17 protein-coding genes are annotated in these 16,014 nt (G+C 73.3%); 9 read left to right on the top strand and 8 right to left on the bottom strand.

Annotation, left to right across the window (positions count from 1 at the left end; all coding sequences use genetic code 11):
* Positions 1-174 precede the first annotated feature (174 nt).
* The gene (locus ABZ453_RS37395; protein WP_359022276.1) at positions 175-849 is read left to right on the top strand and encodes a lytic transglycosylase domain-containing protein; all 675 of its coding nucleotides are present in this window, start codon (positions 175-177) and stop codon (positions 847-849) included.
* Positions 850-852: 3 nt separating this feature from the next.
* Here ABZ453_RS37395 and ABZ453_RS37390 read toward each other — a convergent pair whose 3' ends face one another.
* From ABZ453_RS37390 to ABZ453_RS37380, 3 genes are read right to left on the bottom strand one after another with little or no spacing between them, the layout of a single operon-like run.
* Complete coding sequence (locus ABZ453_RS37390; protein WP_359022274.1) at positions 853-1,902, bottom strand: Gfo/Idh/MocA family oxidoreductase; 1,050 nt, start codon at positions 1,900-1,902, stop codon at positions 853-855.
* A gap of 5 nt (positions 1,903-1,907) precedes the next feature.
* Complete coding sequence (locus tag ABZ453_RS37385) at positions 1,908-2,906, bottom strand: Gfo/Idh/MocA family oxidoreductase (RefSeq protein ID WP_359022273.1); 999 nt, start codon at positions 2,904-2,906, stop codon at positions 1,908-1,910.
* Positions 2,903-4,057: a Gfo/Idh/MocA family oxidoreductase gene (locus ABZ453_RS37380; RefSeq protein ID WP_359022271.1), complete on the bottom strand. Its 1,155-nt coding sequence runs from the start codon at positions 4,055-4,057 to the stop codon at positions 2,903-2,905. Before ABZ453_RS37380 ends, ABZ453_RS37385 begins: the two co-directional genes overlap by 4 nt.
* A gap of 122 nt (positions 4,058-4,179) precedes the next feature.
* On the opposite strand from ABZ453_RS37380, the gene ABZ453_RS37375 reads away from it, so the two are divergent.
* A complete protein-coding gene (locus tag ABZ453_RS37375) occupies positions 4,180-5,184 on the top strand; it encodes a LacI family DNA-binding transcriptional regulator (protein ID WP_359022269.1) in 1,005 nt (334 codons plus the stop codon).
* A gap of 16 nt (positions 5,185-5,200) precedes the next feature.
* Here ABZ453_RS37375 and ABZ453_RS37370 read toward each other — a convergent pair whose 3' ends face one another.
* Together ABZ453_RS37370 and ABZ453_RS37365 are read right to left on the bottom strand one after the other, a co-directional pair.
* On the bottom strand, positions 5,201-5,332 hold the full coding sequence (locus tag ABZ453_RS37370) for a hypothetical protein (RefSeq protein WP_359022267.1): 132 nt from the start codon (positions 5,330-5,332) through the stop codon (positions 5,201-5,203).
* A 186-nt stretch (positions 5,333-5,518) separates the two neighbouring features.
* Positions 5,519-6,334: an MIP/aquaporin family protein gene (locus tag ABZ453_RS37365; protein ID WP_359022265.1), complete on the bottom strand. Its 816-nt coding sequence runs from the start codon at positions 6,332-6,334 to the stop codon at positions 5,519-5,521.
* Positions 6,335-6,539: 205 nt separating this feature from the next.
* On the opposite strand from ABZ453_RS37365, the gene ABZ453_RS37360 reads away from it, so the two are divergent.
* Both ABZ453_RS37360 and ABZ453_RS37355 read left to right on the top strand, forming a co-directional pair.
* On the top strand, positions 6,540-7,157 hold the full coding sequence (locus ABZ453_RS37360; protein ID WP_359022263.1) for a VOC family protein: 618 nt from the start codon (positions 6,540-6,542) through the stop codon (positions 7,155-7,157).
* Positions 7,158-7,303: 146 nt separating this feature from the next.
* On the top strand, positions 7,304-10,099 hold the full coding sequence (locus tag ABZ453_RS37355; RefSeq protein WP_359022261.1) for an AAA family ATPase: 2,796 nt from the start codon (positions 7,304-7,306) through the stop codon (positions 10,097-10,099).
* Here the strand turns inward: ABZ453_RS37355 and ABZ453_RS37350 are convergent.
* Together ABZ453_RS37350 and ABZ453_RS37345 are read right to left on the bottom strand one after the other, a co-directional pair.
* Positions 10,089-10,808 (bottom strand): SDR family oxidoreductase, encoded by a 720-nt coding sequence (locus ABZ453_RS37350; protein ID WP_359022259.1) that lies wholly within the window; start codon positions 10,806-10,808, stop codon positions 10,089-10,091. The two genes, ABZ453_RS37355 and ABZ453_RS37350, sit on opposite strands and share 11 nt — an antisense overlap.
* Complete coding sequence (locus ABZ453_RS37345) at positions 10,805-11,233, bottom strand: muconolactone Delta-isomerase family protein (RefSeq protein ID WP_359022257.1); 429 nt, start codon at positions 11,231-11,233, stop codon at positions 10,805-10,807. Before ABZ453_RS37345 ends, ABZ453_RS37350 begins: the two co-directional genes overlap by 4 nt.
* A 171-nt stretch (positions 11,234-11,404) precedes the next feature.
* Here ABZ453_RS37345 and ABZ453_RS37340 point away from each other — a divergent pair, with 171 nt between their 5' ends.
* The 4 genes from ABZ453_RS37340 (at position 11,405) to ABZ453_RS37325 (ending at position 14,956) form a co-directional block, all read left to right on the top strand.
* Positions 11,405-12,286 (top strand): hypothetical protein, encoded by an 882-nt coding sequence (locus ABZ453_RS37340; protein ID WP_359022255.1) that lies wholly within the window; start codon positions 11,405-11,407, stop codon positions 12,284-12,286.
* A gap of 122 nt (positions 12,287-12,408) precedes the next feature.
* Positions 12,409-13,767 carry an MBL fold metallo-hydrolase gene (locus ABZ453_RS37335; RefSeq protein WP_359022253.1) on the top strand — a complete coding sequence of 453 codons (1,359 nt, stop codon included), beginning with the start codon at positions 12,409-12,411 and terminating at the stop codon, positions 13,765-13,767.
* A gap of 74 nt (positions 13,768-13,841) precedes the next feature.
* On the top strand, positions 13,842-14,213 hold the full coding sequence (locus ABZ453_RS37330) for a rhodanese-like domain-containing protein (RefSeq protein ID WP_359022380.1): 372 nt from the start codon (positions 13,842-13,844) through the stop codon (positions 14,211-14,213).
* Entirely contained in the window at positions 14,210-14,956 is a 747-nt protein-coding gene (locus ABZ453_RS37325; protein WP_359022251.1) for a sulfite exporter TauE/SafE family protein, read from the top strand. Before ABZ453_RS37330 ends, ABZ453_RS37325 begins: the two co-directional genes overlap by 4 nt.
* Positions 14,957-14,974: 18 nt before the next feature.
* Here the strand turns inward: ABZ453_RS37325 and ABZ453_RS37320 are convergent, their stop codons facing one another.
* Positions 14,975-15,262 (bottom strand): metal-sensitive transcriptional regulator, encoded by a 288-nt coding sequence (locus ABZ453_RS37320; protein WP_133049167.1) that lies wholly within the window; start codon positions 15,260-15,262, stop codon positions 14,975-14,977.
* Between the two features lie 91 nt (positions 15,263-15,353).
* Here ABZ453_RS37320 and ABZ453_RS37315 point away from each other — a divergent pair, with 91 nt between their 5' ends.
* The gene (locus ABZ453_RS37315) at positions 15,354-15,923 is read left to right on the top strand and encodes a rhodanese-like domain-containing protein (protein WP_359022249.1); all 570 of its coding nucleotides are present in this window, start codon (positions 15,354-15,356) and stop codon (positions 15,921-15,923) included.
* Positions 15,924-16,014: the final 91 nt, after the last annotated feature.

Genomic DNA, 16,014 nt, shown 5'->3' with positions numbered 1-16,014 from the left:
GGTGCCGTCCGGGAGGCCCGCGGTGAACGGGAGCCGTATTCGGGGTGACAGTTCGGACGTGGCGTGACAGGAACCCGACCGGACCCTGTGATCACATACAGCGTCGGCTCACGCGGGCCTTAATCGCCTTGCGGTAGAAGATTGCCGGCCGAGGGGGCGGGAGAAGGGCGAGACATGTCCGATTTCCGGGCGGTGCGGTACCGGCGGCTGGCGCTCATGGTGGTGTTCGCCCTGGCCGTCTACGTCCTCGTGCGGGCCGCGAACACCCCACAGGGCCACACCCCGCCACCGGCCGGGAAGACCGTCCCCGCCCCGACCCCGTCGGCCGGCTCGCCCAGCGCCTCCCGCTCGTCGGCCCCGTCCTCGTACGATCCCGCCGACTACGCCCCCCAGGTCCGCACCCGGGCCCGGGAGGCCGGTGTCAGGGCCCGGCTGGTGATGGCGATCCTCTACAACGAGGCGTACAAACCGCACGATCCGGCGCTGGAGCGGGCCTGGCAGAAGATCAAGCCGGGTGCCGCGTTCGGCATCGCCGACATGCATCGCGCCACCTTCGACGAGGTCAAGAAGGGCCGCGACTTCGCCGACCGCGACTGGACCCAGCTGCCGGACGACCGGGACCTCGCCATCGAGGCCGAGGCCTGGTACCTGCACGACCTGGCGGCCCGGTTGCCCGCACAGTGGTCCGCGCCCTACACCAAGGACGAACTGATGGCGCTCGGCTACGACGCCGGTCCCGGCACCATGCTGGCCTTCGCCCGCGGCGCGACCCCCGGCACCGACGCCCGGGCGTACCTCGACCGGCTGCACGCCAACTGGGCCGAGGCGGGGACGGCGGTCGGCTCCTAACACCTACGCTCCGGCGCCGTCCTCCCCTGGGAACGTGATCCCGCATAGGGCGCGGATCTCGTCCATCGCACGGAGCGTGGTGACGGAGTCGGCCGGTGGGCGCAGAGGCGTCTCGCGGTCGCCTGAGCTGATGCGCCAGGCCGTCTCCGCGGCCTCGAAGTACAGGGCGCCGTGGGCCGTGCGCGGCTCTGTGAAGGTGAGCGGGGCGCCCCCGCCCGAGGGGGTCAGCAGCAGGTCGCCGGGCTGGTAGAAGGGGCCGGGCAGGGTCAGGGTGGCGTGCGTGCCGGCGATCGTGGCGCTGGTGGGTGTGTCGCTGAAGAGCGTGGTGTGGATGACGGCCTGGTTGCCGTCGGAGTCCCGCAGGACGGCCGACACCTGGCCGTTGACCCCGGCTGGGTGGGGCTGCCCCTGCGCCGTGATCCCGGCCGGAGCGCCGAGGACCCAGGTGGCGAGGGACAGCGGATAGGTGCCCAGGTCGAGGAGCGGGCCGCCCGCCAGGTCGGCGCGCAGGATGCGGTGGCCGGCGGTGAAGTGCTCACCGTGGTCCGCCAGCACCGTGCGGACCTCGCCGAGTACACCCGAGTCGAGGATCTGCCGTACGACGTCGAACTTGGGCAGGTAGAAGGTCCACAGGGCCTCCGCGCAGAACAGGCCGCGCCGGGCGGCGAGTTCGGCGATCTCGGTGGCCTGCGCCGCGTCGAGCGCGAGCGGCTTCTCGACCAGCACGTGCTTGCCGGCCTCCAGCGCCAGGCGGGCGCAGGCGAGATGCGCGGTGTGCTCGGTGGCGACGTACACCACGTCGACGTCGTCGGCGGCGACCAGATCCTCGTACGAGCCGTGGGAGGCGGTGATCGTGTGGCGGTCGGCGAAGGTCTGGGCGCGGGCAGGGTCACGGGAGGCGACCGCGGTGAAGCGCTGCCGGGTGTGACGCCGGACGGAGTCGACGAAGCGCTCCGCGATCCAGCCGGTGCCGAGCACGCCCCAGCGCAGGGCCGGGGCGGCCATCGGGTCCGGCGTGCGGGCGGTGGGCAGGGTGGCGGGGAAGGCGGGCATGTCGCTCAGACCTCCGGGACCTGGACGGCGACGGTACGCCCGCCGTCCTTCATGGACGCGATGACCGCCTCCGCCACCGCAGTGGCCGTCAGCCCGTCCAGCGCGGTGGCCAGCGGTGCGGGCAGCTTCCGGGCGACGGCGTCGGTCCACGCCTGCAGTTCGAGGCGGTAGGCGTCGGCGAAGCGCGGGCGCCAGTCGGCGGGGTGGGCGGTGGACCGGGCCCGGTCGGCGTTCTCCACGAGCCGGGCGGGACCGGCGAGGGCCAGCGTGCCGCGCTCGCCGGCGACCTCGCAGCGGATGTCGTAGCCGTAACGGGCGTTGAGGAACGTCTCGACGGTGGTCAGGGCGCCGTCGGCGGTGCGCAGCAGCATCAGTTGCGGATCACGCAGCCCGCGCACCGTCGACGTAGGGCGGGCTGCGTGCCAACTGACCTCGGTGACAGGCGAGTTGAGCAGCCAGGGCACGGTGTCGAACTCGTGGATCGCGGAGCCGGTCACGCTGAACTCGTCGGTGCAGCCCGGGGCGGAGGACACGCCCCGGCTGACGCAGTGCAGCAGCAACGGCGTTCCGCAGGCGCCGGAGGCCACGGCCGCCTTCAGCTCGACGTGGGCGGGGTCGAAGCGGCGCATGAAGCCGAGCGAGATCAGTCCGCCGCCCGCCTGCCGCTCCGCGCGCACCACGCGCACGCACGCCGCCGTGGTGGGGGCGAGCGGCTTCTCGCAGAGCACGGGCTTGGCGGCCCGTACGGCGGCGATCGCCAGGTCGGCGTGCGTGCTGTCGTGCGCGGCGATGACCACGGCCTCGACGTCCGGGTCGGCGATCAGCGCCAGGGCGTCGCCGGTGGACCGGGCCCCGGGTACGGCGGCCGCGACCGAGGCGGCCCGCTCCTCGTCGACGTCGGCGACCATCGCCACCTCGGCACCGGAGACGAACCGGTGCAGCGTGCTCACGTGATCGGCGCCCATGTTGCCCGCGCCGATCACCCCGATGCGTACGGCGCTCATCCCAGGCTCACCCACGCCCGCCGCTCGGCCGAGCGCACCATGGCGTCCAGTGCCGCCGCGCTCGCCACGGCGTCCTGCAGTGTCGCGCCGTGCGGCGCGCCCTCGGCGACGGAGCGCACGAAGTGGGACGCCTCGATGACCTTCAGGTCGTCGTAGCCCATGGCGTTGGCCGAGCCCGGCTGGAAGGCCGCGTACTCACCGGCGCCCGGGCCGACGAAGACCGTGCTCACCGGCTGGTCCTGGTAGGAGCCGCCCCGGCTGACGCCCAGCTCGCCCATGCGGCGGTAGTCCCAGTAGACGGCGCCCCTGGTGCCGTGGATCTCGAAGCCGTAGTTGTTCTGCTCGCCGACCGAGACCCGGCAGGCCTCCAGGACACCCCGGGCACCGGAGGCGAAACGCAGCAGACAGTTGACGTAGTCCTCGTTCTCGACCCGGCCGAGCTCGCCGCCCGTGGCGCGGGTGTGGCCGGCGGTGGCGCCGGTCGGGCGGGCCCGCTCCGGGACGAAGACCGCGGTGTCGGCGCTGAGGGACTCGATGTCGCCGAGCAGGAAACGGGCCAGGTCCACACCGTGCGAGGCGAGGTCGCCGAGCACTCCGCTGCCGCCGCGAGCGCGCTCGTAGCGCCAGGTCAGGGCGCCTTCGGGGTGGGCTGCGTAGTCGCTGAACAGACGGATGCGGACATGGGTGACCGTGCCGATCTCACCGGAGGCCACCAGCTCCCGGGCGGCCTCGACGGCGGGCGCGTTGCGGTAGTTGAAGCCGACGGTGCCCTGCACACCCGCCTTGCCGACGGCGTCGGCGACCGCCCGGGCGTCCCCGGCCGTGAGGCCCACGGGCTTCTCGATCCAGATGTGCTTGCCCGCCTCGGCCAGCGCGACGCCGATCTCACGGTGCAGGAAGTTCGGGGCGGTGACGCTCACCGCCCGCACGCGGGGATCGGCCGCCAGCTCCCGCCAGTCGCGGACGGATGTCGCGAAACCGTACTGCCCCGCCGCCTCCTCGGCCCGGCCGGGTACCTCGTCCGCGACGGCGACCAGCTCGGGCCGCAGGGGCAGCTGCGGGAAGTGGTGCGGCAGACGGGCGTACGCCTGTGTGTGCACCCGCCCCATCCAGCCGAAGCCCACGACGGCGATACCCAGCGTCTTCACCATGACAGCCCTTCTTTGGACCGATCCAAACATCCGGCCCACCATGAGTCGTCCCTCCGGTAGGTGTCAAGAGGGGTCCAGGAAGGGCCTTTACAGCACGATGAGCATATGGAACGGTCCAACTCATGAGGACCCCGACCATCCGTGACGTCGCCGCCAGGGCCGGCGTGTCCAAGTCCCTGGTGTCGCTGGTGCTGCGCGGCGCCGAGGGCGTGCGTCCCGAGAAACGCGCGGCCGTCATGACCGCGATCCAGGAACTCGGCTACCGGCCCAACGCCGCCGCCCGCAGCCTCAGCGAACGCCGCACCCGCACCGTCGGCGTCCTCCTCAACGACCTGCGCAACCCCTGGTTCGTGGAACTCCTCGACGGCCTGAACTCCCGCCTGTACGACAGCGGACTGCACACCCTGCTGGCCGACGGTCACCTCAACCGGCGCCTGGGCGAGGACCTCACCCGCACCTTCACCGAACTGCGCGTCGACGGCCTGGTGGCCGTCGGCACCCTGCAGGACCCGCAGGCGCTGCGCACCGCCGCAGGACAGATCCCCACGGTCGTCGTCGGCACCCGCGAGCCCGTGCTGCCCGGGGTGGACATCGTCGCCAACGATGACGAGCACGGCGCCCGACTGGCCACCGAGCACCTCATCGGCCTCGGCCACCGGCACATCGCGCACATCGCCGGCCACGGCGCGGTCGGTGAGCTGCGCCGGCGCAGCTTCGAGGCCACGATGCGCGAGCACGGTCTGGCGGCCGCGGCCGTCGTGGAACAGGGCGACCTGACCGAGGAGGGCGGCTACCGGGCCACGGTACGGCTGCTGAGCCGGCCGCGGCGGCCCACCGCCGTCTTCGCGGTCAACGACATGTCGTGCGTCGGCGCACTCTCGGCCGCCGAGGAGAGCGGCCTCAGGGTGCCCCGCGACCTCTCCCTCGTCGGTTACGACAACACCTACCTGTCGCGGCTGCGGCACCTGTGGCTGACCACCGTCGACAACGCCAGTCATGACGTGGGCCGCCGGGCCGCGCAACGCCTTCTGGACCGGATCGAGAACCCGGGGCGACCGGGTGAGGTGGAGCTGGCGGCGCCGTTTCTGGAGGTGCGGGGGTCCACGGGAGTGGTGGGGGAGGGGTGATGCGGAGACCCCGGCGTCAGCCGACGCGGCCGAGGAGCCAGGTGACGGCCCAGCGGACGAAGGCGCCGAGGGCTGCCGCCAGAGCCACCTTGCCCGCCTTCTTCGCGGCACGGCGGGCTTTTTTGGACCTTGGTGCGGGCTGCGGCATGAGGTCCCCTTCAGTGAACAGTTGAAAACTGACTGTTCAGACTAGGTGGGGAACTCCGGGTGGCGGGCGGGTGGGTTTCCACTCAACTGCCCTGTGTTTGTTGCTCGCTTCCCACAAGAAGTGGCCGCGGCGGCGGTGACCGTCGCACGGTCGCCGCCGCCCCGGTGTCGTAGGAGTGCCGCCGTGTCACTCGCCTTCGGGCGCGGGCACGCGACCCGGTTCCTGTTCCGCCGTGGGCAGGAACGGACTGATGACGAACCGGTACACCGCGGCGCCGACCACGCCGCCGATGAACGGCCCGACGATCGGCACCCACCAGTACAGATTGCCGTACTGATCTCGCCACGCCGTGCCGTATCCGGTGAGGTAGCTGGCCAGTCGGGGTCCGAAGTCACGGGCCGGGTTGATCGCGTACCCGGCGTCGGTCCCCCAGGCCATGCCGATCGCCACCACGAGGAAACCGATGACCACGGGGGCCAGGTTGGCGCCGGGCGGGGTGTTCAGCAGGTCGGTCACGGCGAAGATCAGCAGCAGCAGGATCGCGGTGCCGATGATCTGGTCGCGCAGTGCGCCCAGCTCACTGATCGGGAGGGCGCCGTTGCCGGGCAGCGTGGAGAACACGAACTGGCTCTTGATCGTGTGACCTGGGTCGAACTTCGCCAGGACCTCCGTGTAGTTCCAGCGCACCAGCAGCGCGGCGACGAACGCGCCCAGCGTCTGCGCCACGATGTAGAACGGGACCTTGGCCCAGTGGAAGCCCTTGAAGCAGGCCAGGGCCACGGTCACCGCGGGATTGAGATGGGCGCCGCTGAGCCGGGCGGCGATGTACACGCCGAAGGTGACGCCGAAGCCCCACGCCCACGTGATGCTGTCGTGATCTCCGAGGCCGCCGGCCACCACCTGGGCGACCACACCGACACCGAAGAGGATCAGAACCATGGTGCCGAGGAACTCAGCGGCCAGTTCGCCGAGGAGTACCTTTCTCGAGGTCCCGTCTGCCATGGGGCCACCGCCTTCCACCTGTCAAAGGATGGGCGTTTTTGACCGCGAGGGTAACGTTTTGATGCTGGACGTCCAGAGCCTCAGCGTCAACTGGAACAAGCTTCTCCGGCTTCCATCACCAGTGGGACCCCCTGGCGCGAACGGGTGGCCGGCCGCCCGAGTCTCGTACCCGCGCATGTCGTCCCCCGCACGGAAGGTGGAAGTCATGGACATGAAACTCGAGGTCGTGGTGGTGCCGGTGTCCGACGTCGACCGGGCCAAGGGGTTCTACACGGGGCTCGGCTGGCGGCTCGACGCGGACGTGGCCACCGGCGAGGACTTCCGGGTCGTCCAGGTCACCCCGCCCGGCTCCCCCGCGTCGGTCATCTTCGGTACGTGCGTCACGGACCAGGCGCCCGGTTCGGCACGGGGGCTGCACCTGATCGTGGACGACATCTACGCCGCCCACGACGAGCTGAAGCGGCGCGGCGCCGAGCCCAGCGAGGTCTTCCACGACGCCGGCGGGGTCTTCCACCACGCCGGGAGCGACGCCCGGGTGCCCGGGCCGGACCCGCGGCGCAGCAGCTACGGCTCGTTCCTGTCGTTCAGCGACCCGGACGGAAACGGCTACCTCCTGCAGGAGATCACCACCCGGCTCCCGGGCCGGCTGGACTCCGCGAGCACGGACTTCGCCTCGGCCGATCACCTGGCGAGCGCCCTGCGCCGGGCCGCGGCGGCGCACGGCGAGCACGAGGCGCGCACCGGCGCGGAAGACCCCGACTGGCCGGACTGGTACGCCCGGTACATGGTCGCCGAACAGGCCGGCACGGAACTGCCCGCCTGATCGTCGGGTACACCGACCCCGAACGCGGGGTCGATGCTCCGGGACCGTTGTGAGGAAAGCTTTGCCCGGTGCGGATGCGGGTCGCGCCGACGCCGTTGTAGCGTGCTGAGTGACCTGCGGGACAACCGCGGCAAAGGCGGCCAACGGTGGTACATCCGGGGCACGAACCAGGGCACGGGGCGAAAACGGGCCTGCTGGGGCGACGGCTCGAGTGCGCCGTACTCGACCGGATGATCGGTGCGGTCCGCACCGGAGAGAGCCGCGCGCTCGTGGTCCACGGGGCTCCCGGCGTCGGAAAGTCGGCGCTGCTGGAGTACGCGACGAACTCGGCCGCCGGACTGCGGGTGCTGCACGCCATCGGCATCGAGTCCGAGCGGGAGCTCGCGTTCGCCACCCTGCACCAGTTGTGCGTGCCGCTGCTGGACCGGCTGCCGAACCTGCCCGAACCCCAACGCGCCGCGCTGGAGACGGTGTTCGGGTTGCGCACCGGAACCCCGCCGGAACGCTTCCTGGTCGGCCTCGCGGTCCTCGGACTGCTCTCGGACGCCTCCGAGGGGCAACCACTGCTCTGCGTGGTCGACGACGCGCACTGGATGGACCGGGTCTCGGCGCAGGTGCTGGGCTTCGTCGCCCGCCGGCTGCTGGCGGAGTCCGTGGCGCTCGTCTTCGGCGCCCGCGAGCGGGCCCAGGACCTGCTGGGACTACCGGAGTTGGAGGTCACGGGGCTGCACGACGCCGATGCCCGGGCCCTGCTGGACTCCGTCACCTACTCCGCGCTCGACGCGCAGGTGCGCGACCGGATCGTCGCGGAGACCCGGGGCAACCCGCTGGCCCTGCTCGAACTGCCTCGCTGCCTGACGATCAGTCAGATGGCGGGCGGCTTCGGCCTGTTGCACACCGACGCACTGCCCGGCCGGATCGAGCAGGGCTTCGTGAGCCGGATCGAGGCCCTCCCCGAACGGACCCGGCGGTTCCTCCTGGTCGCCGCCGCCGAACCGGTCGGCGACCCCGCCCTGGTGTGGCGGGCCGCCGACCGGCTCGGTGCCAGGCCGCGAACGGCGCTCGCGGGCGGCGCGGACGGCCTGCTGTCCTTCGACGCCCGCGTCACCTTCCGGCACCCGCTCGCGCGGTCCGCCGTGTACCGGTCGGCGACGAAGGAGGAGCGCCGGTCGGCGCACCTGGCCCTGGCGGAGGTCACCGACGCCCGCCTCGACCCCGACCGCCGCGCCTGGCACCTGGCGTCGGCCGCGGCCGGACCCGACGAGTCCGTGGCCGTCGAGCTCGAACGGTCCGCCGGCCGAGCACAGTCACGCGGCGGCCTGGCCGCCGCGGCCGCGTTCCTGCAGCGCTCCGTGGCCCTGACCGTCGACATCTCGCGGCGCGCCGACCGCGCTCTCGCGGCCGCGGACGCCACCCTCCAGGCCGGCGACCCCGAGGCCGCCCGCCGGCTCGCCGACATCGCGGGCCGGGACGCCCGCACCGAGTTCCAGCACGCACGCGCCCGGCTCGCCCACAGCCGGATCGCCTTCGCGGCGGGCCTCGACGGCCGGGCACCGCCGCTGCTGCTCGCGGACGCCCGGCGCCTCCAGCCCTTCGACAGCGACCTCGCGCGTGAGACGTACCTGGTCGCCTGGGGCACCTCGGCCCTGATCGCCGCGGACGCCGACAGCCTGCTGGCGATCTCCGAGGCGATGAGGGCCCTGCCGGCACCCACGGGGACGCCTCGCGCCCTGGACCTGGTGATCGAGGGGTACGCCCTGCTCGTCACCGACGGCCGGGCCGCCGCCGTACCCGTGCTGCGGCGGGCCCTGGCCATGCTGGCCGAGCTTCCCGCGCGCGACGTCCTGAAGTGGGGCTGGGTGGCCAACGGCGTCGGTTCGGCCGTCTGGGACGACCGGGCCATGCACACGCTCCACAGCCGGGCCGTCGAGGTGACCCGCACCGCGGGCGCCCTGGCCGAGCTGCCCTTCTGCCTCGCCTCCCTCGGGATGGCGACCACCTGGACCGGGGACTTCGCCGCCTCGGCGGCCGTCGTCGCCCAGGCGGACCTCCTGGCCGAGGCGACCGGTGTTCCCCTCGCACCGAAGGTCAGGCTCCGGCTCAGCGCGCTGCGGGGCCGCAAGGAGGAGGCGGAGGCGCTCATCGCCGCGACGATCGAGGAGGCCGGCGCGGGCGGTCGGCTGATGGACGTCACGGTCGCGCACTGGGCGGCCGCGGTCCTGTGCAACGGTCTCGGCCGCTACGAGGAGGCGATGACGGCGGCCCAGGCCAGTACCGGGATCGCCGAGCCGTGGGTCTCCGTGTGGGTGCTGCCCGAACTCGTCGAGGCGGCGGTGCGCGCCGGGGACGACCCGGTCGCCCGGGACGCGCTCGACGCCCTGGCGGAGGCTGCCGGACCCTGCGACACCGACTGGGCCCAGGGCGTCCTGGCCCGCTGCCGGGCGCTGCTCGGCGAGGCAGCCGCGGCGGACGGTCCGTACCGGGAGGCGATCGAGCGGCTCGGCCGGACCCGGCTGCGGCCCGAACTCGCCCGCGCCCATCTGCTGTACGGCGAGTGGCTGCGCCGGGAGCGCAGGCGCACGGAGGCGCGGGACCAACTGCGGTCCGCGCACGAGTTGTTCGTGTCGATGGGGATGGAGGCCTTCACCGAGCGAGCGCGACGGGAACTGCTCGCCACCGGCGAAACCGTCCGCAAGCGCAAGGTCGAGTCCACGGCGTCCAATGAGGAGCTCACGCCCCAGGAGCACCAGATCGCCCTCTTCGTCCGCGACGGCCTGTCCAATCCGGAGGTCGCCGCCCGGCTCTTCCTCAGCCCCCGCACGGTCGAGTGGCATCTGCGGAAGATCTTCACCAAGCTGTCGATCACCTCCCGTCGGCAGCTCCGGGACGTCCTGGCCCGCGGCGAGTCCGGCTTCGGGCGCCAGGAGCGGCTCAGGAGATGAGCTGCTGGCCGCCGTCGACGTCGTACGTCGCCCCGGTCAGGGCCGTGTTGGTCATCAGGTGCAGGACCAGTGCGGCCACGTCGGCCGGACCGACCACGCGGCGGATCGGCAGCGTGGCCCGCAGCTGTTCCCGCCGCCGCTCGATGTCGTCACCGAGCAGGCGCGCCGACAGCGGGGTGTCGACGAAACCGGCGGCGACCGCGTTGACCCGGACCGGGGCGAGCTCCAGGGCGGCGACGGCCGTCACGGCGGGGGTCGCCGCGGTGGCGATCGCCGCGATGCTCAGCCCCACACCAGGCCGGCGCGCGCCGGTGCCGGTGACGTACGTCAGCGAACCGCCGGGCCGCACGCGTGCGGCGCACTCGCGGGCGATGCGCAGCGACCCCAGCAGATGCTCGTCGAGGACGGCACGCGCCTGGTCGAAGTCCATCTCGGCGATCGTCGCGTAGATCGGCCCACCACCGCTGACCAGGACATGGTCGATCGGCGCGGGCACACCGGCGAAGAACGCGCGCAGCCCGGCGGGGTCGCCCAGATCGAGGGTCGCGGTCGACGCCTTGAGCTCCTCGTGTACGGCGTCCAGCCGCCCCTGGTCCCGGCCGGTGACCACGAGCCGGGCGTCGGCCGCGTGCGCCTGGCGGGCCGTCTCCAGACCGATGCCGGAGGTGCCGCCGATGACGACGACGGTGCTCCCTGAGAGATCACTCACTGTCGACTCCTCCTCCGTCCTGCCGCCGGGGTCGTCACGGGCGTCGAGTCCCGCGAGCCCGGGTCGCCGGGGTGCCGGGTCAGTGGCACGGTCTCGATGCGCAGCCAGTCGGTCATGGGGAGGGAGCGCGGGAACTCCCGCGTCCGCACGGCGCCGGTGGCCCGCCACAGCCCGACATCGCGGCCCTCTTCGAGCCTCCAGAGCCGGATGAGACGTCCCGGGTCCTGGGACCCGTCGGCGGTGAAGAGCCCGGACGTACGCCACTCGCCGGGCTTGGGCGGCGGCCGCCACAACCGCGGCATCCGCCCCCGCGCGGGCGGCTCACGCGTGTGCACCGCCTCCCGGGTCCGGGTCCGTCCGTCCTCCACGTCCCGCTCCGATGTTCCTGCCGGTACCCGGGGCGTCATCGTGACCAGGCATTCCATGTCCCGTCCTCCTCAGCCGTCGGCCGCTCCAGCTTCGGGCGGCGGGACGGCCGTTCGCGCCCGTGGTCCTCCCTGGCCGTGTCCGGACCAGTGACGGTTGACGGATGCCTCGGCGGCACCGCATGAGCGGCGGCAGGTGTGAAACCCGGGAGGTGACCGGAGAGGACGCTGGTGGACCTGGACACTGTCGCCGACGAGCTGTACGGGCTGCGGCCGGAAGATTTCACCGCCGCCCGTCAGGCCCGTGCGGCCGCCGCCCGCAAGGGCGGTGACCGGGCCCTCGCCGAGCGGATCGGCAGGCTGCGCCGCCCGAGCCTGGCGGCCTGGGCCAGCAACCTCCTGGTACGGCGGCAGCCCGAGGACGTCGAACCGTTGCTGCGGCTCGGTGAGGCGCTGCGCCAGGCCCACCACGACCTGGACGGGGCGCAGCTGCGCGATCTCAGCCGTCGGCAGCACGTCCTGATCAACGCCCTGTCCCGGCAGGCACGCCATCTGGCCGACCAGGCCGGGCACCCGATCGGCGACGACGTCCAGCGCGAGATCGAGGCGATGCTGCAGACCGTCCTCGCCGACCCCGAAGCCGGACGGGAATGGGCCACCGGACGACTGGTCAAGCCCTTCGGCCCGACCGTCGGCTTCCCCGCCGCCTCCGCCGGCGCCACTGCCCGCCGCACCCCGCCCGGCCGTCGGCCGGCGCCGCCTCCTTCCGCGCCCCGGCGCGCGGACAAGGCCGCCGACGAGCGCCGCCGCCGTCTGGAGAAGGCCCTGCGGGAGGCCGAGCAGGCCGAGGCGGAGCTCAGGGCCGGACAGGACGAGGCGGCCGAGGCCGACCGGCGGACCCGGGAGGCCGAGGAGCGGGCGGATGCCCTGCGGCGGCGCGTCGGCGAGCTGAGCGAGGAGCTGCGCCGGATCGAGGAGGAGCAGCGACAGGCCGGTACCGCCGTCCGCGAGGCGCGCGAAGAGGCTCGGGCCGCCGAGCGCCGCGTACGGGAGGCCGGCCGACGCGCGAAAACGGCCGCGGCGCGGGTCGAACGCCTGAACCGCACCGCCTGAGCGGACACCGGACTCTCGAGAAAATACCCCCATGGGTATTTGTGCTACCGTCGTCCATATACCCCGGGGGGTAATCCTTGAATTCTCGATTTCTCGGATGATCGAATGGAAGGGAGCAGGTCGTGTTCTTCATCGACGTCATCGAGGTGCCGGGCCTCGGCAACCGTGGCTACCTGGCGGGCGGTGAGCGGACCGGCGTGGTGGTCGATCCGCCGCGCGACATCGACCGGGTGATCACCGTCGCCGCGCGGCGCGGGGTGCGGATATCCCACGTCGTGGAGACGCACGTGCACAACGACTACGTCAGCGGCGGCCTGGAACTGGCCCGCGTCACCGGCGCCGCCTACCTGGTCCCCGCCGCGGCCCACGTCTCCTTCGAGCGCACCCCGGTGCACGACGGCGACAGCGTGGCCGTCGACGCCGGGCTCGCCCTGCGCGCGCTGGCCACCCCCGGCCACACCCCGCACCACATCTCCTACGTCCTGGAGGACGACGGCACGGCCGTGGCGGTCTTCACCGGCGGCTCGCTGCTGATCGGCACCGTCGGCCGGCCGGACCTGGTCGAGCCGCGGCTGACCGAACGCCTCGCCCGGGCCCAGCACGCCTCCGCGCGGCGCCTGGCCGCCGAACTGCCCGACGACACGGCCGTGTTGCCCACCCACGGGTTCGGCAGTTTCTGCTCGTCCGCCCAGATGGCAGGCGGTGACACGACCATCGGCAAGGAGAAGGCGTCCAACGACGCCCTCACCCGGGACGTGGACGCCTTCGTCGCCGGCCTGCTGGCCGGCCTGGACGACATCCCCGCCTACTACACGCACATGGGACCGGCCAATGCCGCCGGCCCCGCGCCCGTCGACCTGACCCCGCCCGCCCAGGCCGACCCCGAAGCCATCGCGGGCCGGCTGGAGGCGGGGGAGTGGGTGGTCGATCTGCGCCACCGGGTCGCCTTCGCCGAGGGGCATGTCGCGGGCTCGTTCAACTTCGAGGCACAGGGGCAGCTCGCCACCTACCTGGCCTGGCTGATCCCCTGGGGCAAGCCGGTCACCCTGCTCGCGGAGTCGGCCGAGCAACTGGCCGCCGCGCAGCGCGAGTTGGCCCGGGTCGGCATCGACCGTCCGGCCGCCGCGGCGACCGGCGCTCCGGCCGACTGGCTCCGCCCCGGCGAACGGCCCGCCTCCTTCCGGCGCGCCACGTTCGCCGACCTCGCCGCGCATCCCCGCGACGGCGTCGTCGCCCTCGACGTCCGCCGTGACTCCGAACGCGCGGGCGGACATGTCGAGGGCTCGGTGCACCTTCCCGTCCACACCCTGCAGCGCCGCCTCGACGAGGTCCCGGCCGGCCAGGTCTGGGTGCACTGCGCGGGCGGCATGCGTGCCGCCGTCGCCGCCTCCCTGCTGGACGCCGCGGGCCGTGACGTCGTCGCCGTGGACGACGGCTTCGACGCGGCCGAGCAGGCCGGGCTCGTCGTCCGCAACGGCTGAGCCACCAAGCAGGGAGCAGGGAGCAGGGAGCAGGGAGCAGGGAGCAGGGAGCAGGGAACGAAGTGAACAGCATGATGAGTCTCTTCCGGCGGGGCCGGGGCGGTCCGGGCCGGGTGAGCGTCCAGGAGGCCGCCGCCCGGACCGGCGACGGCGGCGACGCCGTGCTGCTGGACGTCCGTGAACCCCACGAATGGCAGGCCGGGCACGTGCCCGGGGCCGTGCATCTGTCCCTTGCGGCGCTGGCCGCCGGAGCCGGGCTTCCCGCCCGGGCGCAGGCGCGGCCGCTGGTCGTGATCTGCCGCTCCGGCAACCGGTCCCGGCAGGCCGCCGAACTGCTCGCCGCGCGGGGAGCGGACGCCGTGGACGTCATCGGCGGAATGCGGGACTGGTCGGCCGCCGGACTGCCGGTGGTGGACGCCCGAGGCCGCAACGGCACCGTCGCGTGACCGCGGTCGTCCTCGCCCTGGTCGCCGGCGGCGCCATAGGGCTGGCGCTCGGCGCGCTCGGGGGCGGCGGCAGCGTCCTGGCCGTGCCCGCTCTGATCTACCTGCTCGGCTTCACCCCGGTCGCGGCCACCACCGCGAGCCTGGTCATCGTCACCCTCACCTCGGCCACCGCCCTGTCCGCGCACGCCCGCGACGGCCAGGTGCGCTGGCGTACGGGACTGCTGTTCGCGGCCGCCGGAACCGGCCCGGCGATGCTGGGCGGCGCGCTCGCCGGGAGCGTGCCCCAGACAGTGCTGACGGCGGCCTTCGCGGTGGTGGCGGGAGCGGCGGCGGTACGGATGCTGGGCTCGCGGCCCGCCGTACAGGGCGCCGTGGCGGGGCGTCCGGGCCGCGCGGCGGCGGCCGGTGCCGGTCTCGGCGCGGTCACCGGTGTCCTCGGTGTCGGCGGCGGCTTCCTCGCCGTGCCCGCCCTGGTGGGCGTGCTCGGCCTGCGGATGCGGGCGGCCGTGGGCACCAGCCTGCTCGTCATCACCGTCAACTCGCTGGCGGCACTGGCGATGCGGGGCGGTACGGCGCAGAGCCTGGACTGGGCCGTCGTCGGTCCCTTCGTCGGAGCCGCGATCCTGGGCGCCTGGGACGGCAAGCGGCTGGCGGCCAAGGTGTCCGGCACCGCGCTCCAGCGGATCTTCGCCGTCGTCCTGCTCGTCGTGGCGGCCTTCATGCTGCTGGACGCGCTGCTGTGACCGCAACGGCCGCCCGTCTCACGCCAGCGACAGGAACAGCTTCTCCAGCCGGGCCCGCATCTGCTCGGTGTCCTCACCGTTCCTGCGGCCGGACTCGACATCGGTCAGGCACTGCTGCAGACCGGTGGCGATGATCGCGAAACCGGCCCGGTCGAGGGCGCGCGAGGCGGCGGCGAGCTGCGTGACGACGTCCTCGCAGTCGCGTCCCTCCTCGATCATCCGGATCACCCCGGAGATCTGACCCTGTGCGCGCCGCAGCCGGTTCAGCACGGACTTCAGGTCCGCGCCCTCGAGTTCCAGTTCCACCATCACTCCTCGACCAATACCCCTAGGGGTACTGTACGTCCCGGTTCGGGACGGCGTCGACCATCACCGGATCACAAGGATCACACCTGCCATGAGCACGCCCCTCGCCCTCGACCCCGGCCAGGCCCGCACCCGGCTGCCCGACCTCGCCGTCATCGACGTCCGCACCCCCGGCGAATACGCCTCCGGTCATCTCCCGGGCGCGCTCAACATCCCGCTGGACCACGTCCGTCGCGCGCTGCCGGAGATACGCGGGGCCGCCGACCGGGGCGGCGTCCTCGTGGTCTGCGCGTCCGGCACCCGCTCGGACACCGCCCGCCGGTTCCTGGCCGAGCACGGTGTCGCCACCGCCACCCTCGCCGGCGGCACGGCCGCCTGGGCCGCCGACGGCCATGAACTGCACCGTCCCGCCGCACGGGCGGGCTGGACCATGGAGCGTCAGGTCCGCTTCACCGCGGGCACCGTGGTCCTGCTCGGCCTCCTCCTCGGCCTGCTGGTGCACCCGGCCCTGCGGTTGCTCGCCGCCGCTGTCGCGGCCGGTCTGGTCGTCTCCGCCCTGACGAACACGTGCGGCTTGGCGGCCCTGCTCGCCAAGCTGCCCCACAACCGCCCGCGGGCGAGCGACCTCGACGCCGCTCTCACGGCGTTGCGCACGCGCTGAGCGCGACGCACGCAGTGGGGCCCGGTCCTTCCGGAATCGGCCTGCAGGATGGCGTTGCGCTCGTCGAGGAAGCTCGGGGCGGCGGGCGACA

The sequence above is a fragment of the Streptomyces sp. NPDC005799 genome, from assembly GCF_040630525.1.
GTDB lineage: Bacteria > Actinomycetota > Actinomycetes > Streptomycetales > Streptomycetaceae > Streptomyces > Streptomyces griseorubiginosus_B.
Note: the sequence above shows the minus strand (reverse complement) of the source record. Positions and strands in the feature narration are given on the sequence as shown.

Excerpts from the sequence above, each read along its gene's own strand:
- ABZ453_RS37380 (WP_359022271.1), bottom strand. The coding sequence starts at position 4,057 with ATGGTGAAGACGCTGGGTATCGCCGTCGTGGGCTTCGGCTGGATGGGG.
- ABZ453_RS37330 (WP_359022380.1), top strand. The coding sequence starts at position 13,842 with ATGAGTCTCTTCCGGCGGGGCCGGGGCGGTCCGGGCCGGGTGAGCGTC.
- ABZ453_RS37360 (WP_359022263.1), top strand. The coding sequence starts at position 6,540 with ATGGACATGAAACTCGAGGTCGTGGTGGTGCCGGTGTCCGACGTCGAC.
- ABZ453_RS37390 (WP_359022274.1), bottom strand. The coding sequence starts at position 1,902 with ATGCCCGCCTTCCCCGCCACCCTGCCCACCGCCCGCACGCCGGACCCG.
- ABZ453_RS37345 (WP_359022257.1), bottom strand. The coding sequence starts at position 11,233 with ATGGAATGCCTGGTCACGATGACGCCCCGGGTACCGGCAGGAACATCG.
- ABZ453_RS37385 (WP_359022273.1), bottom strand. The coding sequence starts at position 2,906 with ATGAGCGCCGTACGCATCGGGGTGATCGGCGCGGGCAACATGGGCGCC.
- ABZ453_RS37370 (WP_359022267.1), bottom strand. The coding sequence starts at position 5,332 with ATGCCGCAGCCCGCACCAAGGTCCAAAAAAGCCCGCCGTGCCGCGAAG.
- ABZ453_RS37395 (WP_359022276.1), top strand. The coding sequence starts at position 175 with ATGTCCGATTTCCGGGCGGTGCGGTACCGGCGGCTGGCGCTCATGGTG.
- ABZ453_RS37365 (WP_359022265.1), bottom strand. The coding sequence starts at position 6,334 with ATGGCAGACGGGACCTCGAGAAAGGTACTCCTCGGCGAACTGGCCGCT.
- ABZ453_RS37315 (WP_359022249.1), top strand. The coding sequence starts at position 15,354 with ATGAGCACGCCCCTCGCCCTCGACCCCGGCCAGGCCCGCACCCGGCTG.
- ABZ453_RS37375 (WP_359022269.1), top strand. The coding sequence starts at position 4,180 with ATGAGGACCCCGACCATCCGTGACGTCGCCGCCAGGGCCGGCGTGTCC.